Below are 22,601 nucleotides of genomic sequence, written 5' to 3'. Positions count from 1 at the left end.
AGGAGAGTGACGCGCGCCATGCCACTGCTCGAACCGTCGCCGTACGAGGTCCTGGGCGTCCCGCCCACCGCCAGTGCCCGCGAGATACTCCTCGCCGTCGGCCCGGCGATGCGGGCGGCTCGTTACACCCGCCAGCAGATCCAGGAGGCCGCCGCCCTGCTGCGCAACCCGGACCAGCGGCTGGAGCTCGACCTCGAGCAGCCCCTCCCGCCCGAGCCGGTCGACCGGGCGGCCGGGCTGCTGGCGCCGGCCCTCGCCGATCCGCTGCTCGTCGTCGAGCGGCCCCAGCTGCCGCCTCCCGCGTCCTTCCTGGTACTCCACCGGGCCGAGCTGGCGGCCGACTTCGCCGAGCCCGCCCCGGCCGGCACCGGCCCCGAACCACCCGTTCCCGCCCGCTTCGCCGCCGACCTGTCCGTGCTGCCGCAGATCGAGGTGCCGCAATGACCACCCACCACGCCCCGAGCCCCGAGCCGTCCGCGCAGGCTCCGGCCTCGCTGCCGGCGCCGCTGCCGGTCCCGGAGCGCGCCCGGGCGCTCGACCTCGGCCAGAGCTTCACCCAACTGCTCTTCCGCGCCTCGATGTTGACGCGCAAGCGCGAGGAGGAGGCGCAGGCCGCCCGGGCCGCGCAGCAGGAGTTGCTCGGTGCCCTCGTCGAGGTGGACGACGCGCTCGCCTCGCTCGGGCTCGACCCGGAGCTCGTCCACCTCGGCCGGGGCGCCGGGATCGAGGCCACCCGTCGCCGTCTGCTGGGGCGGCTGGCCAAGGCGGGAGTGCGGCCGATGCGGCTCGAAGGGCTGACGGCGGACCCGGCGCTGACCGAGATCGTGGGTACCGAGCCGCGGCCGGGGGTGGCGCCGGAGACGGTCGTGCAGACGGTCGTCACCGGCTTCTTCTGGGGCGACGAGGTGCTGCGCAGGGCCCAGGTCGTGGTCGCGGCACCGGAGGTCGGTGCCGCGTACGTGGAGGCGGTGCTCACCTCGGACCCCGACCCGGAGCCGAAGGCCGAGGAGCCGGACGCCGTACCCGAGCCGGACGCCGTACCCGAGCCGGACGCCGAGCCCGAGGCTGAGGCTGAGCCTGAGCCTGAGCCCGTTCCCGCCGCGTCGGCGAGCCCCGGCGGGCCGAAGGCGCCGCCCGTCCGGGCCCGGCGGGCACGCGCGGGCTCCGGCTCCCGCCGCAAGCGGAAGAAGAACTAGGACCACGAGGGGCAAGAGGGGAACGACATGTACCGCACACTCGGCATCGACCTGGGCACCACCAACTCCGTGGTGGCCCACCTGCGCCGGGGCGAGCCGGAGATCATCTTCAACCGGCAGAACCAGGAGGCCACGCCGTCGGTCGTCGGCACCGGCCGCAAGGGCGAGCTGCTGGTCGGCTCCACCGCGCGCAGCCGCACCGCGATCGACGGCGTGAACGTGATCCGCTCGGTCAAGCGCTTCATGGGCCGCAAGTTCAAGGACCCGCAGGTCCAGGCGGCCCTCAAGGAGGTCGACTACAAGGTCACCGCAGGCACCGACGGCGACGTCAACGTCTGGTTCAACGGCCGTTCCTACACCCCGATCGAGATATCCGCGATCATCCTGCACCGTCTCAAGGAGGACGCCGAGCAGCGCTTCGGCGAGCCGTTCCACCGGGCCGTCATCACCGTCCCCGCCTACTTCGGCGAGCGGCAGGTCGCGGCGACGCAGGAGGCGGGCCGGATGGCCGGCCTGCACGTGCTGCGGATCATCAACGAGCCGACCGCCGCCGCCCTCGCCTACGGGATCACCTCGGAGGCGGGCGACGAGGGCCGCACCGTCCTGGTCTACGACCTCGGCGGCGGCACCTTCGACATCTCGATCCTGCTGCTGGTGCCCGGCTCGGTCTCGGTGCTCGGCATCGAGGGCGACAACCTGCTCGGCGGCGACGACTTCGACCGCGCGATCACGACCGCGCTGCTCGACGACATCCGCGAGGAGTACGGCTCGGACTACCAGCCCGACCTGCGCGACCGCCCGAAGATCGCCGCCACCGCCGAAACCGTCAAGATCGAGCTCTCCCACCAGGAGTCCTCCGAGGTCATCCTGCCCGGCCTCGGCGCCGGACAGCTGGTGCTGGAGACGGAGTTCGAGCGCACCCGCTTCGAGGAGCTCATCGAGGGCCACATCGAACGCACCATCGAGCTGACCCACAAGGCCATCATGCAGGCCAACCTCACGGTCGGGGACATCGACGAGGTGGTGCTGGTCGGTGGCTCCACCGCGATCCCGCTGGTGGCCCGGCGCCTCGGCGAGGTCTTCGGGCCGCGCCGGATCCGCCGCGGCGTCAACCCGATGCAGTGCGTCGCACTCGGCGCGGCCGTGCAGTCCGCGCTGGTCGGCGAGGTGGAGTGCCCCGAGTGCCGGGCCCCCGGCGACCTCTCCGCCTCGGCCTGCGCCAACTGCGCCACCTCGCTGCTCGGCGGCGCCCGGGTGTCCTGCCCCACCTGCCACATCCCGGTCGGCGCCGACGCCTCCGCCTGCCCCAAGTGCAGCCAGGCGCTCGACGGTTCGGGAGCTCCGACGCCTCCGTCCCGGGCCGCCACCGTCGCCCACACCGACAACTGCCCGCGCTGCGGCACCCCGGCCGCCCCCGGTGTCACCGCCTGCGAACTGTGCGGCGAGCCCCTCAACTCGGCCGCCCCCGGCCGGACCAGGGTGGCCACCAGCGCGGCCGAGGACGTCGGCCTGCGCTGCGCCGCCTGCGGCGTGGTCAACCCACCGGGCAGCGAAGTCTGCCAGGGCTGCGGCGAGTTGATGCAGGTCACCAACCCCTTCGACATCACCCCGAAAAACCTCGGCATCGAGCTCAACGACGGCCGGCTCGCGGTCATCATCCCCAAGAACACCAGCTACCCGACGAGTTCGCCGGTCAGCCGGGAGTTCGTCGTCTCCGGCAGCGGCCGCCAGCGCCTCGAAGTCGCCGTCTACGAGGGCGAACACGAGATCGCCCAGCAGAACGAACTGATCGGCCACCTCACCCTCCGGCTGCCCGCCGGCCTCGGCGGACGCACCCCGGTGGGAGTCTCCTTCGGCCTCGACCGGGACCGCACCATCACCCTGTCGGTGCGCATCCAGGGCGGCGGCGAGAAGACCGTCAAGCTCGAACGGGTCACCCTGGACCCCGAGTTGAAGGTCCAGGTGGAGGAGCAGCAGCGGCAGATCGAGACCTTCACCGACCGCTGGGGCGCCGAGCTCACCGAGGCCGAACTGCGCGAGGCCCAGCGCCTCATGGACACCCTCGACGACCTCGCCGCCGGCCAGACCAGGGGCGGCTCGGTCGACGAGGCCCTGGAGCGGGCCCAGCGCCAGCTCAAGGCCCAGCGCTGGGTGCGCGGCTCGGAGGCGTACCTGAGCCTGTTCATCCACTACTGCGAGAAGCACCTGGACCCGAGCGACCTCGACCGCCTGCGCTCGGTCGCCGCCGAGCTGCGGCTGCGCCGCGAGGCGGCGGACTGGGAGGGCGCGATGCGCGCCGCCCAGCGTGCGGACGAGCTGTGCGACTCGCTCGGGCACACCTTCCGCATGCTCACCATGTGCAACGTCTACGTGAGCCAGAACCTGGTCTCGCCGGCCCTCGCCCAGCAGATCATCGCCGAGCTGCGCGGCCTGGACGCGGCCGTCGAGTCCGCCAACATGGAGGCCGCCAACCGGCACAACTCCGCGCTCCTGGTGCTCTACGCGCAGGCGCAGCGGGAGCTGGGCAACGACCCGACGCCGGAGTCGCTCGGCCCGGTGCGCCCCGAGGAGGCCGGTCCGCGATGAACGCGACGAACGCGACGAACGCGACGAACGCGGCGGAAGCGATGAACGCGGCGAAAGAGACGAGCCCCGACGCCGCCGTCCCGCCGATCGAGGTGCCCTGCCCGCAGTGCGCCGTCCCGGCGGACCCGGAGAGCCTGCGCTGCCCGTCCTGCCGGGAGGACCTGGTCGCCCTGGTCCGGCTGCGCTACGCGGGCCGGATCGACTACAACGACGCGCTGGACGCCGTCCGGGAGGGGGACGACCCGGCGGCGCGGGTGCTGCTGCGCCGCTCCCTGAAGGCCGAGCCGGGCCTGCGCCCGGCCCTGGACCTGCTGGAGGCGGTGGAGACGCGCCTGGGTGCGTAGCCTGGCCCCATGGACGAGAGTCCCGACCGTCCGATGGACGACAGGACGGCAGCCGGCCCGGGGGAGCCCTGGCCGGCCGCCGTCCTGGACCTCCCGCCGACGCCGCGCACGGCCGTCGCCTGGCTCCCGCCGGCGGAGCTGTGGCCGCCCGTCCAGGCGATCCGGCTGGTCCACGACCCGCAGGTGCGGCGCTGGCCGCCGCACGTCAATGTGCTGTTCGGGTTCGTCCCGGAGAGTGAATTCGCCCGGGCAGTCCCGCTGCTCTCCGCCACCGCGGCCCGCATCCGGCCGTTCCCGGCCCGCCTGAGCGGGGTGCGTAGCTTCCGGCACCGCGCGTTCGCGACCGTCTGGCTCGACCCGGCCGCGGGCGGCACCGCGCCCTGGGCCCGGCTGTACGCGGACCTCCTGGAGCGCTTCCCGCGCTGCCGCGGCCACTTTGCCGGCTTCACCCCGCACCTGTCGCTCGGCCGGACGCAGCACCCGAGGGAGCTCGCTGCCGAGTGCGCGGCGCGGCTCGGCGGCCTGTCCGCGCAGGTCGGCGAGCTGACGCTGCTGTCGCGGCGGGGAGCGGGGCCGATGCTTCCGCGCGCCTCCGTGGCCCTCGGCACCGGTGACGTGACGTGGCTGGGCGACACGTCCCCATAGGGAGCAATCCGGGCATTTCTGGCACGTCATCGAGTGAGATCTGGGCGAGTGTGATCGTCACACGGTCTTCGCCACCCTCACAAGGAGTGACGCAATGCGTATTCGCACCACCCTCGCGGCCACCGCTCTCGCCGCGGTGTGCGTCCTGGCCGGCGCCGGCACCGCTGCTGCCGGCGACGCCACCGCCAACGGCATCGCCACCAACTCGCCCGGTTTCCTGTCCGGCAACCAGCTCCTGATCCCGATCAACTTCGAGGCCAACTTCTGCGGGAACACGTTCGGCTCGATCCTGAGCCCGGCGATCGGCGTCAACTGCATCAACGCCTGATCACGGCCTGGGGCCGTCCGCCGACTCCGGCGGGCGGCCCCTTCGCCGTGTCCGGGGCCGGTCCGTGGCCGTACCCCCGTTCGGGGGTGGCGCCGGGGGCGCCGGATCGGGACCATGGTCCCCGACCCTCGCTTTCCCCGGCCAGGAGGCAGAACGTGCGGACCACGTCGACCAGTCGCAGCTACTCATCCGGCACCGCGGACGTCCCGCTGCTCGGCGACACGATCGGCGAGAACCTCGATCGCGCGGTCCGCGCCTTCCCCGGCCGCGACGCCCTGGTGGACCGCGCCACCGCCCGCCGCTGGACGTACGCCGAACTCGCCGCCGACGTCGACGCGCTGGCGCTCGGCCTCCTGGACCTCGGCATCGCCAAGGGCGACCGGGTCGGCATCTGGGCCCCCAACTGCGCCGAGTGGACGCTCACCCAGTACGCCACCGCCAGGCTCGGCGCGATCCTGGTGACCGTCAACCCGGCCTACCGCTCGCACGAGTTGGAGTACGTGCTCAACCAGGCCGGCATCCGCCTACTGGTCGCCGCGCCGTCCTTCAAGGCCTCGGACTACGCCGCGATGATCGACGAAGTCCGGCCGAGGTGTGCGGAGTTGGAACGCGTCGTCCTGCTCGGCAGCCCCGCCTGGGAGGCCCTCCTCGCCGTCGGCCGCCAGGCCGATCCGGCCCAACTGATCTCCCGCCAGGCCGAGTTGGCTCCGGATGACCCGATCAACATCCAGTACACCTCCGGCACGACCGGATTCCCCAAGGGTGCGACCCTGTCGCACCACAACATCCTCAACAACGGCTACTTCGTCGGCGAGCTGCTCGACTACACCGAGCAGGACCGGATCTGCATCCCGGTGCCCTTCTACCACTGCTTCGGCATGGTCATGGGCAACCTCGCCGCCACCTCCCACGGCGCCTGCATGGTCATCCCGGCCCCCTCCTTCGAGCCCGGCACCACCCTCGCCGCCGTCGCCGCCGAGCGCTGCACCTCGCTGTACGGGGTGCCCACGATGTTCATCGCCGAGCTCGCCGACCCCGACTTCGGCCGCTACGACCTCTCCAGCCTGCGCACCGGCATCATGGCCGGCGCCCCCTGCCCGACCGAGGTGATGAAGGACGTCATCGACCGGATGGGCATGGCCGAGGTCTCCATCTGCTACGGCATGACCGAGACCTCGCCCGTCTCCACCCAGACCCGCGTGGACGACTCCGTCGAGCGCCGGGTCTCCACCGTCGGCCGGGTCGGTCCGCACCTGGAGGTCAAGGTCGTCGACCCGGCCACCGGCCGCACCGTCCCGCGCGGCGAGCCCGGCGAGCTCTGCACCCGCGGCTACTCCGTCATGCTCGGCTACTGGGCCGAGCCCGAGCGCACCGCCGAAGCCGTCGACGCCGCCCGCTGGATGCACACCGGCGACCTCGCCGTCATGGACGGGGACGGCTACCTCGCCATCACCGGCCGCATCAAGGACATGGTCATCCGCGGCGGCGAGAACCTCTACCCGCGCGAGATCGAGGAGTTCCTCTACACCCACCCCGACATCCTCGACGTCCAGGTGATCGGCGTCCCCGACCCCAAGTACGGCGAGGAGCTGATGGCCTGGATCCGCATGCGCGAGGACGCCACCCCCCTCACCGCCGAAGCCGTCCGCACCTACTGCACCGGCCGCCTCGCCCACTTCAAGATCCCGCGCTACGTCCACGTCGTCGACGAGTTCCCGATGACCGTCACCGGCAAGATCCGCAAGGTCGAGATGCGCGAGATGGCCGTCGGCATCCTCGGCCGGTAGCCGCAGCCCGCAAACCCCGACGGCCGACGAGGACTTGACCCTCGTCGGCCGTTGTGCGTCGGCTCCGTCACCAGCCGGCGAAGCGCTGGTCGGTCGACACGATCTCGCGGCCCAGCGGGGTGAGGGAGATCGGGATCATCTTGAGGTTGGCCCACCCGAAGGGGATCCCGATGATCGACAGGAACAGCGGAATGCTGGTGACCAGGTGCGCGAGCGCCAGCCACCACCCCGCGAAGACCAGCCAGATCACATTGCCGACGCACGACGCCGCCCCGGCGTCCCGCCGCTCCACCGTCGTCCGCCCGAAGGGCCACAGGACGTAGCCGGCGATGCGGAACGAGGCGATGCCGAATGGAATGGTGATGATGAGGACGCAGCAGATGATTCCGGCGAGGACGTAGCCCAGGGCCATCCAGATTCCGCAGAAGATCAGCCAGAGGACGTTGAGGACGAAATCGATCAACTTCATGGGGGGCACCTTCTCATGGCGTACTGGTCGGCTCTTCGACCTGCCATGCCCGGCCGTCGGCGTGTCTACGCCCTTAGGGGACGCTCCTCAGGGGACGATCCGGGTCACCTGACGGGTCGCCGACGGCACTTGGGTGGAGGTGGACACCGCACTCGCGAAGGTGGAACGAGTGTCGTAGGAGAATGTGCGACCGGCCCGGTCCGGCCCTTACTCGCTCACTGCTTTCTCTTTGTGGATGCCGCCCGTCAGCGCCCAGATGACGAAGATGTCGATGGCGATGAGGACCAGGGCCCAGAACGGGTAGTACGGCAGCCAGAGGAAATTGACGATCATGTTGAGGCCGACGATGACCACGCCGACCACCCGGGCCCACATCGCACCCGTGAAGAGCGTGGCGCCCGCGAGCATGATCAGGACACCCAGGAACAGGTGCAGCCAACCCCAGCCGGCGACGTTGAACCTGTACACGTAGTCGCCGGTGATCACGTATCGGGTGTTGTTGACGATCGAACCGATGCCCTCGAACATCGCCATCAGTCCGCCGAAGATCATGAGGCACCCGGCGAAGAGGGTCCAGCCGGTCGCGTAGGGCTTCCGGTATCTCTCGGCGCCGGGCGGCGCCGGACTGGCGTTGCTGGCCATTTTCGGTCTCCTTGAAGCAGGTTGTCACTGATTCCGTGACCGGGTCGGAGGCCTCCTCCCTTCCACGTTGCCACCGCGTGGTCCCCGTCGCTACTCCGGAAAGCCGCGACGGCTCGTGGGCGGGGTCCCGCCGGGCGGTATACCCTGTGGGGGTAATGCGCGAGAGGAGCTGGGCGATGCGGAGGACGCGGGGTGGTGTGCCGTGGGTCCTGCGGGGGCTCCTGCTCGCGGCCGTCCTCCTCGGGGTCCTGACGATGCACACGCTCGGGCATCCGGCGGGTGGTCACGGAGGTCACGGTGGGGAGCACGTCGCCGTACAGGTGCACCAGGCGCACGGCGTGGCGGCCGACTCCCCGATGCCCGGCGGTACGGATCCGATGGCGATCTGCGTTGCCGTGCTGGCGAATTGGGCACTCGCGCTGCTCGCCGGCGGGTACGTGCCGCGGCGGGCCGGTGATCCGGCGGCCGCCGTGCGGGCGTTGCTGCTGCGCGCCGTCCGGGCGCTTCCGCCGCCCCGAAGCGGGCGGATGCTCCTCGCCGAGTTGTCGGTGCTGCGTCAGTAGGCGTGCGGCAGTCGCCCCGCACGTCCACCGACTCACACTCACCGCACGAGGTGCAATTCGTCATGCGCACACCCACTCGACGCGCCGTGCTCGGCGCGGTGCTCGCCGCTGCCGGGACCGGGCTGCCGGCCGCCTGCTCGGACTCCATGAAGGGGATGGATCACTCGTCCACGGACCACGGCGGGCAGGCGACCCCGCCGGGCGGCTTCGTCGCCCCGAACGGTCCCGAGGTCGCCGCCGCCGAGACGCGGCGCAACCCCGGGGCGGAGCGCAAGGTCGCGCTCACCGCCACCGAGACCACCCTCGACCTCGGCGGCCGCACCGTCCGCACCTGGACCTACGGCGACGCGCTGCCCGGCCGCGAGGTCCGCGCCACCGCCGGCGAGACGCTCGCGCTCACCCTCGCCAACCACCTCCCGCAGCCGACCTCGCTGCACTGGCACGGCCTCGCGCTGCGCAACGACATGGACGGCGTCCCGGGCCTCACCCAGGACCCGGTCCGGGCCGGGGCCGCGTTCGACTACCGCTTCGCGCTCACCCACCCGGGCACGTACTGGTTCCACCCGCACTCCGGCGTCCAGCAGGACCGCGGGCTGTACGCGCCGCTGATCGTCGAGGACCCGAAGGAGCCGCTGACGTACGACAAGGAGTGGGTCGTCGTCCTGGACGACTGGGTGGACGGGATCGACGGCAGCACCCCGGACGCCGTCCTCGCGGAGCTGGCCAAGGGGATGGGTGGGCACGCCATGTCGGGCACGGGCGGCCACGACACGTCCGGGACGACGGGAACACCCGCCGGCCCATCCCGGATGCTGATGGGCGGCCGCAGCGCGCTGCTCGGCGGCGACGCCGGCGACGTCGCGTACCCGTTCCACCTGGTCAACGGCCGCCTCGCGACCGCGCCCGAGACCTTCACCGCCAAACCCGGCGACCGGGTCCGGATCCGGCTGATCAACGCCGGCGGCGACACCGCCTACCGGGTCGCCCTCGGCGGCCACGAGCTGACCGTCACCCACACCGACGGCTTCCCGGTCGAGCCGGCCACCACCCGGGCGCTGCTGCTCGGCATGGGCGAGCGCTACGACGTCCTGGTGACCGTCCAGGACGGCGTCTTCCCGCTCACCGCCCTCGCCGAGGGCAAGAACGCCTCGGCGCTCGCCCTCCTGCGCACCGGCGGCGGTGGCGCCCCCGACGCCTCGGTGCGCCCGGCCGAGCTGGACGCCGAGCTGCTGACCGCCGCGCAGCTCAGGGCCGACGCGAACGTCCGGCTGCCCGCCAGGGCGCCCGACCGGACGGTGCGACTGGATCTGACCGGCGGCATGGCCAAGGCCGACTGGGCCTTCAACGGCCGCACGTACGACCCGGCGCAGCGCCACCCGGTGGTGGCGGGGGAGCGGGTGCGGCTGGTGTTCCGGAACTCGACGGACATGTGGCACCCGGTCCACCTGCACGGCCACACCTTCGCCCTGGCCGGGACCGCCGGTGACGGGACCGGCAGCGACGGCCCCCGCAAGGACACCGCGGTCGTGCTGCCCGGCGCGACCCTCGCCGTGGACTTCGACGCCGACAACCCGGGCCTGTGGATGGTGCACTGCCACAACGCGTACCACGCCGAGTCGGGCATGATGACCGTCCTCGGTTACCGGGCGTAACGCCCGCGCGCGCCGGGTCGGGGAGCGCTTCCCGGCCCGGTGCGCGCGCCGCCTCCGTCAAGACCGCCACCACCATGACGTTTTCTTAACGCGGCCCGATGACGTCTCCTTAACGCTGGTCGCATAGCCTGGCGCACTGCCGTCGCCCGACGGCGCTTTTACGGGGTCTTTAAACAAGAGGTGCAAGGTGGTTTCGTCGGGTTCGACGGAGACGGGGACGGCGGAGGCGGTGACCCCTCCGGTGGCGGAGGCCGCCGCGCCGTCCGCGCAAATACGCTTCCGCAACTGGATGCTCGCGGACATGTCCGCGGACAAGGACTCGCAGCACGGTGACGGCGCCGAGGCGTCCGGCGCCCGCAAGGGCCAGAGCTGGTGGCGGGTGATGTGCCTGACCGGCCTGGACTACTTCTCCACGCTCGGTTACCAGCCGGGCATCGCCGCCCTCGCGGCCGGCCTGCTGTCGCCGGTCGCGACGATCGTCCTCGTGCTCGTCACCCTGTTCGGCGCGCTGCCGGTCTACCGGCGGGTCGCGAAGGAGAGCCCGCGCGGCGAGGGCTCGATCGCGATGCTGGAGCGGCTGCTGCCGTTCTGGAAGGGCAAGCTCTTCGTCCTCGCCCTGCTCGGCTTCGCGGCGACGGACTTCATCATCACGATCACGCTCTCGGCCGCCGACGCCAGTGCGCACCTGGTCGAGAACCCGCACCTGACCAGCGTGCTCGGCGGCAAGCAGATGCTGATCACGCTGATCCTGGTCGCGCTGCTCGGCGCGGTCTTCCTGAAGGGCTTCAGCGAGGCGATCGGCCTGGCCGTCGCTCTGGTCGGGATCTACCTGGCGCTCAACGTGGTCGTCGTCGTGGTCGGCATCTGGAAGATCATCCAGGCCCCGCACGTCGTCACCGACTGGTCCGGCGCGCTGACCGCCGAGCACGGCAACGTGTTCGTCATGATCGGCGTCTCGCTCGTCGTCTTCCCGAAGCTCGCGCTCGGCATGTCCGGCTTCGAGACCGGCGTCGCCGTGATGCCGCACATCCAGGGCGACGCCGACGACACCGAGGAGAACCCGGTCGGCCGGATCCGCGGCACCCGCAAGCTCCTCACCACCGCCGCCGTGATCATGAGCGCCTTCCTGATCGCCACCAGCTTCATCTGCACGCTGCTCATCCCGGCCAAGGAGTTCGAGGACGGCGGCCAGGCCAACGGCCGCGCCCTCGCCTACCTGGCGCACGAGTACCTGGGCGGCGCCTTCGGCAGCGCCTACGACCTGTCCACCATCGCCATCCTGTGGTTCGCCGGCGCCTCCGCCATGGCGGGCATGCTCAACCTCCTGCCCCGCTACCTGCCGCGCTACGGCATGGCCCCGCACTGGGCCCGCGCCGTCCGCCCGATGGTGATCGTCCTGACGGTCGTCGGCTTCCTGATCACCTGGCTGTTCGACGCGAACGTCGACGCCCAGGGCGGTGCCTACGCGACCGGTGTGCTGGTCCTGATCAGCTCGGCGGCCATCGCCGTGACCATCGCCGCGTACAAGAAGCGCGAGCGCGGCTGGACCATCGCGTTCGCCATCATCTCGGTGGTGTTCCTGTACACCACCGTGCTGAACACCATGGAGCGCCCGGACGGCGTCAAGATCGGTGCCTGCTTCATCGCCGGCATCATCCTGGTGTCGCTGCTCTCCCGGCTCAAGCGGGCCTTCGAGCTGCGCGTCACCGACGTGGTCCTGGACGACACGGCCGAGCGCTTCATCCGCGACTACGCGCACCGCCCGCTGCGTCTGATCGCCAACGAGCCGACCCACCGGGCCGCCGACAAGTACCGGGACAAGATCCGGCAGATCCGCGCCGACAACGACATCCCGGGCGAGGACGACCTGGTCTTCGTCGAGGTGACGGTCCGCGACGCGTCGGACTTCGAGTCCGAGCTGACCGTCCGCGGCGAGGTCCTGCACGGGCGCTACCGGGTGCTGACGCTGGAGAGCTCCAGCGTCCCGAACGCGATCGCCGCCCTGGCGCTCACCGTCCGGGACCGCACCGGCCAGCGGCCGCACCTGTACTTCGAGTGGACCGAGGGCAATCCGTTCGCCCAGTTCCTGCGGTTCTTCCTGTTCGGCCAGGGCGAGGTGGCGCCGGTCACCCGCGAGGTGCTGCGCGAGGCGGAGCCGGACCGGACGCGCCGTCCGCGCGTCCACGTCGGGTAGTCGCTCGATCGCTCCGTCGGCCCGTCCGGTCCTGGTGACCGGGCGGGCCGGCGGCGTTTCCGGGGGCGCCGGACCGGCCGGGACGCGCAGTTCCTAACATGCCGCCAGAGATTGGTAGGCCGGACGGAAGGACCTCGCATGAACACCGCACTCGAGCACTACGACCGACTTCTCGCCGCCCACTACACCTGGATGCTCGGCGGCGACGTCCCCGCCCTCGCCGAGGTCCAGGCGGCCCTGCTCGCCGGGCTCGGGGTGCGGGCGGACGGCCCCGGCCGGCTCGCCGTGGACCTCGGGGCCGGGCCGGGCCCGCAGAGCCTCGCCCTCGCCGCGCTGGGCTTCGAGCCCGTCCTCGCCGTCGACACGAGCGCGCGGCTGCTCGACGAACTGGCCGAGCTGGCCGCGAAGGCCGGGCGCGAGGACGCGGTCCGGCCGGTCCTGGCGGACCTGCGGGGCGCGCTGCCGACGCACACCGGGCCGGGCACGGTGGCCGCGGTGGTGTGCATGGGCGACACGCTCACGCACCTCCCGGCGCGGCAGGACGTCGCTGCGCTGCTGCGGGACGCGGCGGTCGCGCTCGCGCCGGGCGGGCGGCTCGTGCTGTCCTTCCGGGACCTGACCCGGCCGCTCACCGGCACCGACCGCTTCCTCCCGGTGCGGGCCACCGAAGACCGGATCATGACCTGCGTGCTCGAGTACCCGGACGAGGACACGGCCCTGGTGCACGACCTGGTCCACACCCGGGCCGATGGCACCTGGACGCAGGAGGTCAGCAGCTACCCGAAGCTGCGGCTCGCCCCGGCGTGGGTCGAGGAGCGGTGCGCGGCGGCGGGCCTGGCCGTCCGGCACAGCGAGGCGGGCGCGCGGGGGATGCACGTGGTGGTGGCGGAGCGCGCATGAGAACAGGCGCGCCGCCCACGTCCCCCTCCCCGGGGGCGTGGGCGGCGCGCCCGGCGGGTTCAGGACGGCAGGCGCAGGAGCATGCCCGGCTGGATGAGGTCGGGGTCGTCGCCGACGACGCTGCGGTTGAGGTCGTAGAGGGCGGGCCAGCCGCCGGGGAGGCCGAGGGCGTCGGCGATGCCGGCCAGGGTGTCGTCCTCGCGGACCCGCCACTCGTCCGCGGCGGGCGCGGTGGCCGGGGCGGCCGGTGGCGGGAGGGTGGCGTCGCGGTCGCGGTGCCGGTCGCGGTGCTGGTCCCGGTCAGGGTGCTGGTCGTGGTCGTGGTCGCGGGTCGCTCGGGCGCCGCAGACCGGCCAGGGGCGGAGGCCGCGGCGTCCGGCGAGCGTGGTGGCAACGGCGATCTGCTGCTCGCGGGTGGCGAGGTCGGCGCGCGGGGCGTAGCGGAGGCCGCCGTTGGCGCGCCAGGTGGAGCTGTCGAACTGGAGGCCGCCGAAGAAGCCGTTGCCGGTGTTGCTGCGCCAGTTGCCGTTGCTCTCGCAGGCCGCCACGTTCTCCCAGTCGTACCTCCCGCCGGGGTCGGCCCCGCGGTCGCGACCCGGGGGTGCGGCCTGCGCCGCGGGGGCGGCGAGGGCGACGGCCAGGGCGCACAGGGCGGTGGGGACGAGGCGACGGAGACAAGCGGTGGGAGGCATGGGCGGCTCTCAGGTCCGGGGACAGGAAGTACGCCGTCCGGAGACGGCGCACTCCCAAACCACGCACGCCAGGTGGGCCGGAGCGGCGCCGACACGTCCGCCGTGTCACCCGCCCGGCCGCCGGGTACCACTCCGTCGGCCCGCGGCCGTTCGGTCCAGCGGCCCGTTCCGGAATCGTAAGCAGGACCCCCGCCCGGTGCCCGTGTGCCGCCTCCTACAGTGGCCGGGATGTCTCCCGAGGAAGGGCACGAACGATGACGATCGATCAGGACGCGCCGCGCGCCGAGCTGGGCGTGATCGGCGGATCGGGGCTGTACGCGCTGCTGGACGACGTGACCGAGGTGCGCGTCGACACGCCGTACGGGCCGCCGAGCGACGCGCTGTTCCTCGGCGAGGTCGCCGGCCGCAGGGTGGCGTTCGTGCCCCGGCACGGGCGCGGCCACGGGCTGCCGCCGCACCGGATCAACTACCGGGCCAACCTGTGGGCGCTGCACGCGCTCGGCGTGCGCCAGGTGCTCGGGCCGTGCGCGGTGGGCGGGCTGCGGCCGGAGTACGGGCCGGGCACGTTGCTGGTGCCGGACCAGTTCGTCGACCGCACCTCCGGCCGGGTGCAGACGTACTATGACGGGTTGCCGTTGCCGGACGGCTCGCTCCCCGAGGTGGCGCACGTGTCGATGGCCGACCCGTACTGCCCGGCCGGGCGGCGGGCGGCGCTGGACGCGGCGCGCGACGTGGCGTGGGAGCCGGTGGACGGCGGGACGCTCGTGGTGATCGAGGGCCCGCGCTTCTCCACCCGCGCCGAGTCGCGCTGGTTCACCGCGAACGGCTGGTCGGTGGTCGGCATGACCGGCCACCCCGAGGCCGCGCTGGCGCGCGAACTCGGGCTCTGCTACACGTCGTTGACGCTGGTGACCGACCTCGACGCCGGGGTGGAGGCCGGTGGGGGCGTCACCCACGCCGAGGTCTTGAGGGCCTTCGCGGGGAACGTCGACCGGCTGCGCACCGTGCTGTTCAAGGCGCTGGAGAGTCTGCCGGCCGACCGCGACTGCGTCTGTTCGCACGCGTTGGACGGGCTCACGACGGGTCTGCCGGGGGTCGCCGCCGGGGCCTGAGGCCCCGGGTGTGCCATCGCCGGGCGAGCGCGATCAGGAGCGCGATCCCGGCGGTGGCGGCCAGCACCAGCAGCAGGTTGCGGAGGTAGGGCAGCGGCAGCAGCGAGGGGTTTCCGTGGTCGGTGCCGCCCCGCAGGACGGCCGGCAGGCCGACGGCCGTCACCGCCGCCGCGACGACCAGCCAGGCGCGCAGCACGGGCCCTCGGGCGTGGCGGGTGCCGATCAGGCAGAGTAGCGGCACCCACAGGCCGTCGTGCAGGACGGCCGCGCCGACCGCCCAGACCAGGACGTCGAGCGGGGCGGTGATGTAGGAGTCGGCGAGCAGGCCGGAGAGGCCGTAGCCGAGCAGGGCGAGGCCGCCGAGCAGCAGGGCGGCGCGCAGCCGACGGGGCATCAGAGGACCTCGATCCGCTCGACCCACTTGGTCTGCAGGACGCCGGGCCGGTTGGGCACGATGACCCTGGCCGGGTAGCCGTGGTCGGCGTGGAGCACCTCGCCGTTGATCCGCAGGGCGAGCAGCGAGAGCGGGTCGGCGGCGTACTCGGCGGGCATGTCCATCACCCGGTACGGCCCGTTCGCCTCCAGCGAGGTGAAGCGCAGCGCGGCCCCGGCCGGGGCGCCGGCGCGCTCCATCAGGTCGGCGATCCGGACCCCGGTCCAGCGCGCCGTCGCGCTCCAGCCCTCGACGCAGGCGATCGGCAACTCCACTTCGTGCTGCGGTAGTTGTGTCAGCTCGGCGAGGGTGAGGAAGTAGGGGCGGGGCCCGTCCACGCGCAGCCGCCAGTCGGCCGGGACGGTGACGGTACCGGCCTGGGCGGCGGTCCGGTTGACCGGCAGGCCCTGCGGGCCGACGTCCGGGCGGCGCGGGGCGAGCAGGTCGAGGCCGCGGAGGAACGGCACCGTCTGCCCGGCGGTGGTGAGGGTGACGACGCCCGCGGCGGCCGTCACGGCGGTGAGGAAGGCGCGGCGCTGCGGCAGTCCGACGGCCGGGCGGCGCCAGTGCCGCGCGATGAGCGTGCCCTTGGCGGCGATGTGGACGAGGAGCCCGCCGGTGGCCGACCAGGCCAGCCAGAAGTGGGTTTGGCGGAACGGGAACGGCCACGGGTACCACTGGAGGGTGTTGAGCAGGCCGGTGAAGACCTCCAGTAGCATCGCCGCGACGAGGACGAAGACGCCGAGCCGCTCCAGCGCGTGCAGCACGCTGCGGGCGGGCGGCCACTCGAAGAGCCTCGGATAGACCGTCCACAACTTCGCTCCGAGCAGCGGGATCGCGGCCAGGCCGCTGATCACGTGCAGCCCCTGGGTGATCCGGTAGCCGCTCACCGGCCGGCTCCGGAGGTGCGGGACGAGCCAGGACGGTGGGTCCTGGAGGGCGTGGCTGACCAGGCCGGTCAGGAAGCAGACCAGCAGCGCGGCGCCGAGCCAGCGGCCGAGCACGACGGCGGTGCGCGGCTCGTGCAGCGGCGAGCGGAACGTCCCGTCGCGGAACGGTCCTCGGCGCAGGGAGTCGGGTGGCGGGGGGAGCGGGAGGTCGTGGCGGTGGAGTGTGTCGGGGGTGCTGGGGGACTTCGGGGGCTTCGGCATCACGTGTTTCATGGAACCGTTCGGCGGTGCCGTTGTGGTGCTCCGGCGTGCTTACGGAATGCGAACGGCGCCACGTTGCCGCGGCCGGGCCCGGCCGGGCGGTGGGAGGGTGGGCACCGTGCTCACTCGTGTCCTCCTCGTGCTCGCCGCCCTGGTCGGAGCCCTCGCCGTGACCGTCACCGGCGGCGGCACGCTCGGCCATCGCGCCCCGCTGTTCGCCTGGTACGCCGTCGACGCCGGTCTTTTCGCGCTCGCGCTGGTGCTGCTGCGAAAAGTGACGGATCGTCAGGTTGTGCCGCTGGTGCTCGGGGGCGCCGTCGCCGTCGCCGCCGTCGGGCTGCTCGCACCGCCGCGCACCAGCGACGACGCGTACCGGTACGTCTGGGACGGCCGGGTGCAGGCCGCCGGGATCTCCCCGTACGCGCACACCCCGGACGACCCGGCGCTCGCCCGGCTGCGCGATCCGGGGCTCTGGCCGCGCGGCGGGGCGTGCGACGGGTGGGACGAGCGGCGGACGGCGGCCGAGGACTGCACCCACATCAACCGGCCCGCCGTGCACACGATTTACCCGCCGGTCGCGGAGGCGTGGTTCCTCGCCGTGCACCCGTTCGGCGGCGGGGTGCGCGGGGTGCAGGCGGCCGGGGCGCTCCTGGCGCTGGCGACGACGGGGGCGCTGCTCGTGGTCGGGAGGGGGAGCCGGCGCGCGGCGCTGTGGGGGTGGTGCCCGGGTGTGACGGTGTGGTCGGTGAACGACGCGCACGTGGACACGCTGGGCGCGCTGCTGCTGGTCGCGGGGCTGGGGTGCGTGGCGCGGCGGCGCCCGGCGGCCGGGGGCGCGCTGCTGGGGGCGGCCGTCGCGGTCAAGCTGCTGCCCGGGCTGGCCCTGCCGGGGGCACTCGCCCGTCGGTCCGTCCGGGAGGGCGCCGTGCTGCTGGCCTGGACGGTCGGCGCGTTCGCGCTCTCGTACCTGCCGTACGTCGCCGCCTCGGGGGCCGGGGTGCTCGGGTACCTGCCCGGCTACCTGCGGGAGGAGGGCTACGAGCAGGGGCACATCGACCGGTTCGGGCTGCTGGCGCTGGTGCTGCCGGACGCGCTGCTGCCGTGGGCCGCGGGGGCCGTGCTGGCGGGGGTGGCGCTGTGGGTGCTGCGGCGCGGGGACCCGGCGCGGCCGTGGTCCGGGGCGCTGCTGGTCACCGGGACGGCGCTGCTCGTGGTGGCGCCGGCCTACCCGTGGTACGGACTGCTGGTGGTGGCGCTGGTCGCCCTGGACGGGCGCTGGGAGTGGCTGGCCGTCCCGGCGGCGGGGCAGGTGCTGTACCTGACGGGCGGGATCGAGGCGCAGCAGGCCGCGTACGGGGTGGCACTGGCGTGCGTCGTGGCCGGGGGCGTGGTGCGGCAGTGGGGCGGCCGGTGGGCGGCTCGGTGGGCGGCGCGGGCGGTGTGAAACGCGGGCGCTGTGAAGGGTGGTGGCGGTCCTGTGGGCCGGGTGTCCGGGCTGTACGGGGGCTGCGAGCGGAGGGTGTCGAGAGACGCCCGGCCGGGCACCCGCCGTGGTTGGCGGGAAACGCCGGGTAGGGGTCGGTTCGGGGGGCTTGTCCCCGCCCGGGGCTTCTGGCAGGCTCGGCCGGGACGCCGCGAAGGGTGCCGCCGGGGCACCCCTGACCGAGGGGCCGAGAGGCGGTTGGGCGACAGCCGCACGCGTGACGCACGAACGGCGTCCTGCAAGACCCCCTGGACCCCGGCCCAAATTCACACGTTCCCCGAATTCACACCCTCCGCAGTGCCAGGAAGTGCCGGCCGTGAGAGGCCCAGCGCTCGGCCTCGGTGAGACCGGCGGTGCGGGCGCGGCGCAGGGCGGCGCGGGTGCCGAGGCGGGCCCAGGGGAAGGGCGGGCCGAGCCGGCCGTCCGGGCCCTCGACCCGGACGACGGCGCGCTCGTCCACCTCCTCCGGCTCCACCTCGACGAGCAACAGGCCGTCCGGCGCGATGAGTTCGGCGCCCCGGCGGAGGAGGGCGACCGGGTCGCCGCCGATCCCGAGGTTGCCGTCGGCGAGCAGCGCGGCGCCCCAGCGGCCCTCGGCGGGCAGGCGGTCGAAGACCGACCGGCACAGCGCCGGGCCGCCGAGGCCGAGCGTGCGGGCGACGGCCGCGCCGGTCACGTCCACGCCGAGCGCCGGGACCCCGAGCGCGAGCAGCGCGGCGACCAGGCGGCCGGGCCCGCAGCCGAGGTCGAGGACGGGTGCGGACAGGCGGGCGCAGCGCAGCAGCAGGCTGTGGTCGGCGCCGGCGGCGGGCGCGCACCAGCGTTCGACGTCGAGTTGGAGGCGGTGGCCGTCGGCGCGGCGGAGCCAGAGCGGTCCGCGGCCGGAGCGGACGGCTTCGGCGAAGGGGTCGTCGACCCACGGGGTGGTGGCGGTGATCGTCAACTCGCCACCTCAGGGGCGAGATCGGCGCCGCGGAGGAGGGCGGCGAAGCGGCTGTGGGGGGCCTCGGCGGCGACGCGGCGGGCGTCCTGGGCGGTGTCCACGTCGGCGAGTACGAGAAGATGATGGATCGTCAGATTCGCTGTGGTGAGCCGGTCGAGGAGGTGCGATCCGGTGTGCGGCGTGGACATCGGTACGCCGCACAGGAGTTGGGCGGCGAGTCGAGCCGTCGGGCGGGCCAGGCCCAGGGCCCAGAAGCCGCCGTCGGCGGCCGGGCCGTACCACGCGTCGACGCCCCCGCGCCGGGCGGCGGACAGCGGCTCGGCCAGTGCGGCCGCGCTCAGCTGCGGGGTGTCCATGCCGACGAGCAGCGCGGGCGCGTCCGGGGCGAGACGGGCGGCGTGCGCGAAGGCCGCCGCGAGCCGCTCGTCCAGGCCGCCGCCGGACTGCGGCACGACGACCCAGCCCGGCGGCAGCCAGTCGCCCGGTTCTCCGTCCAGGACCAGCAGGCGCAGCCCGGCCGGGACGGTGGACAGGGTGTGCAGGGTGTCGGCGAGGGCGGCCCCGGCCAGGGCGGCGGCCTGCTCGGGCGTGAACGGCGGGGTGAGGCGGGTCTTCACCCGGCCCGGGACCGGCGCCTTGGCGATCACCAGCAGCGTGGGCGGCGGCGCGGCCAGCACCGCCCGCATGTCGTGGACCGCCTGGCGGGTGCCGCGCAGGGTGCCGGTGACCTTGGAGCGGCCCGAGCGCGGCAGGTAGTCGACCGGTGTCTCGGCGATCCGCATCCCGGCCGCCGAGGCCGCGAGCACCATCTCCAGCGGGTACCCGGAGCGCCGGTCGCCCAGGCCCAGGGCCAGCAGGCGCTCGCGGCGGGCGGCCCGCATCGGGCCGAGGTCGTGCAGCCGCGCCCCGGTGCGGGCGCGCAGCCGGCGGGCGAGGACGGCGTTGGCGAGCCGCGCGTGCACCGGCCAGGCCCCGGCCGTCGCCGGGCGGCGCCGGCCCAGGACCAGGTCCGCCGTGCCCGCCAGCACCGGACCGGTGACGCGTGGCAGCTGGGCCGGGTCGAGCGAGCCGTCGCAGTCCAGGAAGCACACCAGCTCGGCGGTGGCCGCGAGCAGCCCGGCGTGGCAGGCGGCGCCGAACCCGCGCCGCGGCTCGGCCACCACCGTCGCGCCGAGCGAGCGGGCCAGCTCGGCCGAGCCGTCCGTGGAGCCGTTGTCCACGACGATCGCCCGCCAGCCGGCCGGGATCCGCCCGAGCACCCAGGGCAGCGCGGCGGCCTCGTCGAGGCAGGGCAGGACGACGTCCACGGAAGGGGAAACGGAGGGGGAAGAAGGGGAGGTCGGTGAGGTCACGCGGGCCACGCTAAGCGCGGACGGGCCGCGCACGGGGGCGCCGGCGCCTTACGGAACGCGGACGTCGCGTCGGCTGCGCCGCCCGGGGGAACCGGCCGGCCCGTACCGGGGGATTTCGGTACCGGGATCTTACGGAAGGCGAACGTGTGGCCGTCCCGGCCGCGTCCGGCGCCGCGACCTCCTATCCTCGGCGAGGTGAACGACGTCTCCCGCATCCTGGTGATCGACGACGACCCGACCGTGGCCGAGGTCGTCGCCGGCTACCTCACCCGCGCCGGCCACCGGGTGGACCGCGCCGCCGACGGCGCCGAAGGGCTCGCCCTCGCCCGCAGCGCGCCCCCGGACCTCCTGGTGCTCGACCTCATGCTGCCCGGTCTCGACGGCCTGGAGGTGCTGCGCCGCCTGCGCGGCTCCGCCGAGGGCGCCGGGCTGCCGGTGGTGCTGCTCACCGCCAAGGGGGACGAGGCCGACCGGATCCTCGGCCTGGAACTCGGCGCGGACGACTACGTCACCAAGCCGTTCAGCCCGCGCGAGCTGGTGCTGCGGGTGCAGTCGGTGCTGCGCCGCGCCCGGGCGGGTGCGGCGCCGGCCGCGGAGGAAGCGCTGCTGAGCTCGGGGGACATCGCGCTCGACCCGAAGGCTCGTCGCGCCCACCGGGACGGGCGCGAACTCGCGCTCACCCTGCGGGAGTTCGACCTGCTGGCGTTCCTGCTCCGGCACCCGGGCGCGGTCTTCTCCCGGCAGGACCTGATGCAGCGCGTCTGGGGCTGGGACTTCGGCGACCTCTCCACCGTCACCGTCCACGTCCGGCGGCTGCGCGAGAAGATCGAGGACGACCCCGCCGCGCCCGCGCTCATCAGCACCGTCTGGGGCGTCGGCTACCGGTACGACCCGGCCGGCGGTGGTGATCGGTGAAGGACCTGCTGCTGATCGCCCTGTTCGCCGCCCTCGGCGCGGGCGGGGCCGGACTGCTCGGCTGGGTGGCGATCCGGCTGCTGCGCCGGCGCTCCTTCGCGCTCTCGCTGTTCTGCGTCGCCGTGGTCACCGTCCTCGCCGTGACCTCGGGCACCTTCGCGGTGGCGCAGGCGATGTTCCTCTCGACGCACGACCTCGGCGTCGTCATCACCGTGCTCGGCATGGCCGCCGTCGTGTCACTGCTCACCGCCGCCCTGCTCGGCCGCCAGGTGGTGGCCGGCAGCCGGGCACTGGCGGTGGCGGCCCGGACGGTCGGCAGCGACGCCGGGTTCGCCGCGCCGGACCGTCCGCTCGGCGCCGAACTGGCGGCTCTGAGCGAGGAGCTGGCGGCCACCAGCGCCCGGCTGGCGGAGTCCAGGGCGCGTGAGCAGGCGCTGGAGCGCTCGCGCCGGGAGCTGATCGCCTGGATCTCGCACGACCTGCGCACCCCGCTCGCCGGTCTGCGGGCCATGGCCGAGGCACTGGAGGACGGCGTCGCCGACGAGCCGGACCGCTACCTCGTACGGATCCGCACCGAGGTCGAGCGGCTCACCGGGATGGTGGACGACCTGTTCGAGCTGTCCCGGATCCAGGCCGGCGCCCTCTCGCTCTCCGTCGCCCGGGTGTCCGTCTACGACCTGGTCGACGACGCGCTCGCCGGGGCGTACCCGCTGGCCCGGCGCCGCGGGGTGCGGCTGGAAGGACGGGAGGTGGCGGCCGAGCCGGTGGAGGTGGACAGCCGGGAGATCACCAGGGTGCTCGGAAACCTCCTGGTCAACGCGATCCGTGCGACCCCCGAGGACGGCGTGGTCGCGGTCGCGGCCCGGCGGCAGGCGGACGAGGTGGTGCTGTCCGTGACGGACGGCTGCGGCGGCATCCCGGAGCAGGACCTGCCGCGCGTCTTCGAGACCGGCTGGCGCGGCGGCGCCGCCCGCACGCCCCGGCGCGATCCCGGGACGGGCGGCGACAGCGGCGACAGCGGGGGCGGGCTCGGGCTGGCGATCGTGCGCGGCATCGTCGAGGCGCACGCCGGGCGGGCGGAGGTGCGCAACGTCGACGGGGGCTGCTGCTTCGAGATCGCGCTCCCGGCCCCGAGGGCGGCCTCGCACGCGTAGCCGCTGTTCGGGTGGCGGCGCGGTGGCGTGGTCGGCTGTGCCCCGGCCGCCCGTGCGGCG

At 73.9% G+C, this 22,601-nt stretch carries 22 protein-coding genes and 1 pseudogene; 15 read left to right on the top strand and 8 right to left on the bottom strand.

Annotated elements, in window-relative coordinates; translation table 11 throughout:
- The first annotated feature begins 18 nt into the window (after nucleotides 1–18).
- The 7 genes from ACWCXH_RS24950 (at nucleotide 19) to ACWCXH_RS24920 (ending at nucleotide 6,886) form a co-directional block, all read left to right on the top strand.
- Entirely contained in the window at nucleotides 19–444 is a 426-nt protein-coding gene (locus ACWCXH_RS24950) for a hypothetical protein (protein WP_449803696.1), read from the top strand.
- Nucleotides 441–1,196 (top strand): nucleotide exchange factor GrpE, encoded by a 756-nt coding sequence (locus tag ACWCXH_RS24945; RefSeq protein ID WP_449803695.1) that lies wholly within the window; start codon nucleotides 441–443, stop codon nucleotides 1,194–1,196. The genes ACWCXH_RS24950 and ACWCXH_RS24945 overlap by 4 nt, the downstream gene beginning before the upstream one ends.
- Nucleotides 1,197–1,223: 27 nt before the next feature.
- The gene (locus ACWCXH_RS24940; RefSeq protein ID WP_449803694.1) at nucleotides 1,224–3,782 is read left to right on the top strand and encodes an Hsp70 family protein; all 2,559 of its coding nucleotides are present in this window, start codon (nucleotides 1,224–1,226) and stop codon (nucleotides 3,780–3,782) included.
- Nucleotides 3,779–4,126: a hypothetical protein gene (locus ACWCXH_RS24935; RefSeq protein ID WP_449803693.1), complete on the top strand. Its 348-nt coding sequence runs from the start codon at nucleotides 3,779–3,781 to the stop codon at nucleotides 4,124–4,126. The genes ACWCXH_RS24940 and ACWCXH_RS24935 overlap by 4 nt, the downstream gene beginning before the upstream one ends.
- A gap of 9 nt (nucleotides 4,127–4,135) precedes the next feature.
- Nucleotides 4,136–4,771, top strand: a complete 636-nt coding sequence (locus tag ACWCXH_RS24930; RefSeq protein WP_449803692.1) for a 2'-5' RNA ligase family protein — start codon at nucleotides 4,136–4,138, stop codon at nucleotides 4,769–4,771.
- 94 nt (nucleotides 4,772–4,865) lie between these two features.
- Nucleotides 4,866–5,099, top strand: a complete 234-nt coding sequence (locus tag ACWCXH_RS24925) for a chaplin family protein (RefSeq protein ID WP_449803691.1) — start codon at nucleotides 4,866–4,868, stop codon at nucleotides 5,097–5,099.
- Between the two features lie 155 nt (nucleotides 5,100–5,254).
- Nucleotides 5,255–6,886 carry an AMP-binding protein gene (locus ACWCXH_RS24920; RefSeq protein ID WP_449803690.1) on the top strand — a complete coding sequence of 544 codons (1,632 nt, stop codon included), beginning with the start codon at nucleotides 5,255–5,257 and terminating at the stop codon, nucleotides 6,884–6,886.
- Nucleotides 6,887–6,953: 67 nt separating this feature from the next.
- Here ACWCXH_RS24920 and ACWCXH_RS24915 read toward each other — a convergent pair whose 3' ends face one another.
- Nucleotides 6,954–7,355, bottom strand: coding sequence for a YccF domain-containing protein (locus ACWCXH_RS24915; protein WP_449803689.1), 402 nt, complete (start codon nucleotides 7,353–7,355; stop codon nucleotides 6,954–6,956).
- Between the two features lie 207 nt (nucleotides 7,356–7,562).
- Complete coding sequence (locus tag ACWCXH_RS24910) at nucleotides 7,563–7,997, bottom strand: DUF7144 family membrane protein (RefSeq protein WP_449803688.1); 435 nt, start codon at nucleotides 7,995–7,997, stop codon at nucleotides 7,563–7,565.
- Between the two features lie 176 nt (nucleotides 7,998–8,173).
- On the opposite strand from ACWCXH_RS24910, the gene ACWCXH_RS24905 reads away from it, so the two are divergent.
- The 4 genes from ACWCXH_RS24905 to ACWCXH_RS24890 all read left to right on the top strand — a co-directional run bounded on the left by ACWCXH_RS24905 (nucleotide 8,174) and on the right by ACWCXH_RS24890 (nucleotide 13,306).
- On the top strand, nucleotides 8,174–8,560 hold the full coding sequence (locus ACWCXH_RS24905) for a DUF6153 family protein (protein ID WP_449803687.1): 387 nt from the start codon (nucleotides 8,174–8,176) through the stop codon (nucleotides 8,558–8,560).
- A gap of 62 nt (nucleotides 8,561–8,622) precedes the next feature.
- Nucleotides 8,623–10,212 carry a multicopper oxidase family protein gene (locus ACWCXH_RS24900; RefSeq protein ID WP_449803686.1) on the top strand — a complete coding sequence of 530 codons (1,590 nt, stop codon included), beginning with the start codon at nucleotides 8,623–8,625 and terminating at the stop codon, nucleotides 10,210–10,212.
- A 301-nt stretch (nucleotides 10,213–10,513) separates the two neighbouring features.
- On the top strand, nucleotides 10,514–12,406 hold the full coding sequence (locus tag ACWCXH_RS24895) for an amino acid transporter (RefSeq protein ID WP_449803685.1): 1,893 nt from the start codon (nucleotides 10,514–10,516) through the stop codon (nucleotides 12,404–12,406).
- Nucleotides 12,407–12,544: 138 nt separating this feature from the next.
- On the top strand, nucleotides 12,545–13,306 hold the full coding sequence (locus ACWCXH_RS24890; protein WP_449803684.1) for a class I SAM-dependent methyltransferase: 762 nt from the start codon (nucleotides 12,545–12,547) through the stop codon (nucleotides 13,304–13,306).
- 59 nt (nucleotides 13,307–13,365) lie between these two features.
- Here ACWCXH_RS24890 and ACWCXH_RS24885 read toward each other — a convergent pair whose 3' ends face one another.
- The gene (locus ACWCXH_RS24885; protein ID WP_449803683.1) at nucleotides 13,366–13,998 is read right to left on the bottom strand and encodes a transglycosylase family protein; all 633 of its coding nucleotides are present in this window, start codon (nucleotides 13,996–13,998) and stop codon (nucleotides 13,366–13,368) included.
- 254 nt (nucleotides 13,999–14,252) lie between these two features.
- On the opposite strand from ACWCXH_RS24885, the gene ACWCXH_RS24880 reads away from it, so the two are divergent.
- Nucleotides 14,253–15,110: an S-methyl-5'-thioadenosine phosphorylase gene (locus ACWCXH_RS24880; protein WP_449803682.1), complete on the top strand. Its 858-nt coding sequence runs from the start codon at nucleotides 14,253–14,255 to the stop codon at nucleotides 15,108–15,110.
- On the opposite strand, the gene ACWCXH_RS24875 is transcribed toward ACWCXH_RS24880, so the two are convergent.
- Nucleotides 15,073–15,504 carry a hypothetical protein gene (locus tag ACWCXH_RS24875; RefSeq protein WP_449803681.1) on the bottom strand — a complete coding sequence of 144 codons (432 nt, stop codon included), beginning with the start codon at nucleotides 15,502–15,504 and terminating at the stop codon, nucleotides 15,073–15,075. The genes ACWCXH_RS24880 and ACWCXH_RS24875 overlap by 38 nt on opposite strands.
- Complete coding sequence (locus ACWCXH_RS24870; RefSeq protein ID WP_449803680.1) at nucleotides 15,504–16,694, bottom strand: molybdopterin-dependent oxidoreductase; 1,191 nt, start codon at nucleotides 16,692–16,694, stop codon at nucleotides 15,504–15,506. Before ACWCXH_RS24870 ends, ACWCXH_RS24875 begins: the two co-directional genes overlap by 1 nt.
- Nucleotides 16,695–16,812: 118 nt before the next feature.
- Here ACWCXH_RS24870 and ACWCXH_RS24865 point away from each other — a divergent pair, with 118 nt between their 5' ends.
- Nucleotides 16,813–18,138, top strand: coding sequence for a glycosyltransferase 87 family protein (locus tag ACWCXH_RS24865; RefSeq protein ID WP_449803679.1), 1,326 nt, complete (start codon nucleotides 16,813–16,815; stop codon nucleotides 18,136–18,138).
- A 322-nt stretch (nucleotides 18,139–18,460) separates the two neighbouring features.
- Here the strand turns inward: ACWCXH_RS24865 and ACWCXH_RS24860 are convergent, their stop codons facing one another.
- The 3 genes and pseudogenes from ACWCXH_RS24860 to ACWCXH_RS24850 all read right to left on the bottom strand — a co-directional run.
- Nucleotides 18,461–19,120: an SAM-dependent methyltransferase gene (locus tag ACWCXH_RS24860; RefSeq protein WP_449803678.1), complete on the bottom strand. Its 660-nt coding sequence runs from the start codon at nucleotides 19,118–19,120 to the stop codon at nucleotides 18,461–18,463.
- Nucleotides 19,117–19,737, bottom strand: a complete 621-nt coding sequence (locus tag ACWCXH_RS24855; RefSeq protein ID WP_449803732.1) for a TIGR04282 family arsenosugar biosynthesis glycosyltransferase — start codon at nucleotides 19,735–19,737, stop codon at nucleotides 19,117–19,119. Before ACWCXH_RS24855 ends, ACWCXH_RS24860 begins: the two co-directional genes overlap by 4 nt.
- A gap of 9 nt (nucleotides 19,738–19,746) precedes the next feature.
- Nucleotides 19,747–20,427: pseudogene (locus ACWCXH_RS24850) on the bottom strand (glycosyltransferase family 2 protein); the annotation flags it as partial.
- A gap of 240 nt (nucleotides 20,428–20,667) precedes the next feature.
- Between ACWCXH_RS24850 and ACWCXH_RS24845 the strand changes: the two are divergent.
- Both ACWCXH_RS24845 and ACWCXH_RS24840 read left to right on the top strand, forming a co-directional pair.
- Nucleotides 20,668–21,387: a response regulator transcription factor gene (locus ACWCXH_RS24845; protein WP_449803677.1), complete on the top strand. Its 720-nt coding sequence runs from the start codon at nucleotides 20,668–20,670 to the stop codon at nucleotides 21,385–21,387.
- Complete coding sequence (locus ACWCXH_RS24840) at nucleotides 21,384–22,541, top strand: sensor histidine kinase (protein WP_449803676.1); 1,158 nt, start codon at nucleotides 21,384–21,386, stop codon at nucleotides 22,539–22,541. The genes ACWCXH_RS24845 and ACWCXH_RS24840 overlap by 4 nt, the downstream gene beginning before the upstream one ends.
- Nucleotides 22,542–22,601 lie beyond the last annotated feature (60 nt).

Source organism: Kitasatospora sp. NPDC001660, from assembly GCF_053596725.1.
The sequence above is the reverse complement of the archived record's forward strand: the minus strand, read 5'-3'. Positions and strand labels throughout refer to the sequence as shown.

Coding starts and splice junctions, on each gene's coding strand:
- ACWCXH_RS24925 (WP_449803691.1), top strand. CDS start 4,866: ATGCGTATTCGCACCACCCTCGCGGCCACCGCTCTCGCCGCGGTGTGC.
- ACWCXH_RS24940 (WP_449803694.1), top strand. CDS start 1,224: ATGTACCGCACACTCGGCATCGACCTGGGCACCACCAACTCCGTGGTG.
- ACWCXH_RS24870 (WP_449803680.1), bottom strand. CDS start 16,694: ATGCCGAAGCCCCCGAAGTCCCCCAGCACCCCCGACACACTCCACCGC.
- ACWCXH_RS24895 (WP_449803685.1), top strand. CDS start 10,514: ATGTCCGCGGACAAGGACTCGCAGCACGGTGACGGCGCCGAGGCGTCC.
- ACWCXH_RS24910 (WP_449803688.1), bottom strand. CDS start 7,997: ATGGCCAGCAACGCCAGTCCGGCGCCGCCCGGCGCCGAGAGATACCGG.
- ACWCXH_RS24880 (WP_449803682.1), top strand. CDS start 14,253: ATGACGATCGATCAGGACGCGCCGCGCGCCGAGCTGGGCGTGATCGGC.
- ACWCXH_RS24950 (WP_449803696.1), top strand. CDS start 19: ATGCCACTGCTCGAACCGTCGCCGTACGAGGTCCTGGGCGTCCCGCCC.
- ACWCXH_RS24905 (WP_449803687.1), top strand. CDS start 8,174: ATGCGGAGGACGCGGGGTGGTGTGCCGTGGGTCCTGCGGGGGCTCCTG.
- ACWCXH_RS24945 (WP_449803695.1), top strand. CDS start 441: ATGACCACCCACCACGCCCCGAGCCCCGAGCCGTCCGCGCAGGCTCCG.
- ACWCXH_RS24935 (WP_449803693.1), top strand. CDS start 3,779: ATGAACGCGACGAACGCGACGAACGCGACGAACGCGGCGGAAGCGATG.
- ACWCXH_RS24900 (WP_449803686.1), top strand. CDS start 8,623: ATGCGCACACCCACTCGACGCGCCGTGCTCGGCGCGGTGCTCGCCGCT.
- ACWCXH_RS24930 (WP_449803692.1), top strand. CDS start 4,136: ATGGACGAGAGTCCCGACCGTCCGATGGACGACAGGACGGCAGCCGGC.
- ACWCXH_RS24875 (WP_449803681.1), bottom strand. CDS start 15,504: ATGCCCCGTCGGCTGCGCGCCGCCCTGCTGCTCGGCGGCCTCGCCCTG.
- ACWCXH_RS24890 (WP_449803684.1), top strand. CDS start 12,545: ATGAACACCGCACTCGAGCACTACGACCGACTTCTCGCCGCCCACTAC.
- ACWCXH_RS24915 (WP_449803689.1), bottom strand. CDS start 7,355: ATGAAGTTGATCGATTTCGTCCTCAACGTCCTCTGGCTGATCTTCTGC.
- ACWCXH_RS24885 (WP_449803683.1), bottom strand. CDS start 13,998: ATGCCTCCCACCGCTTGTCTCCGTCGCCTCGTCCCCACCGCCCTGTGC.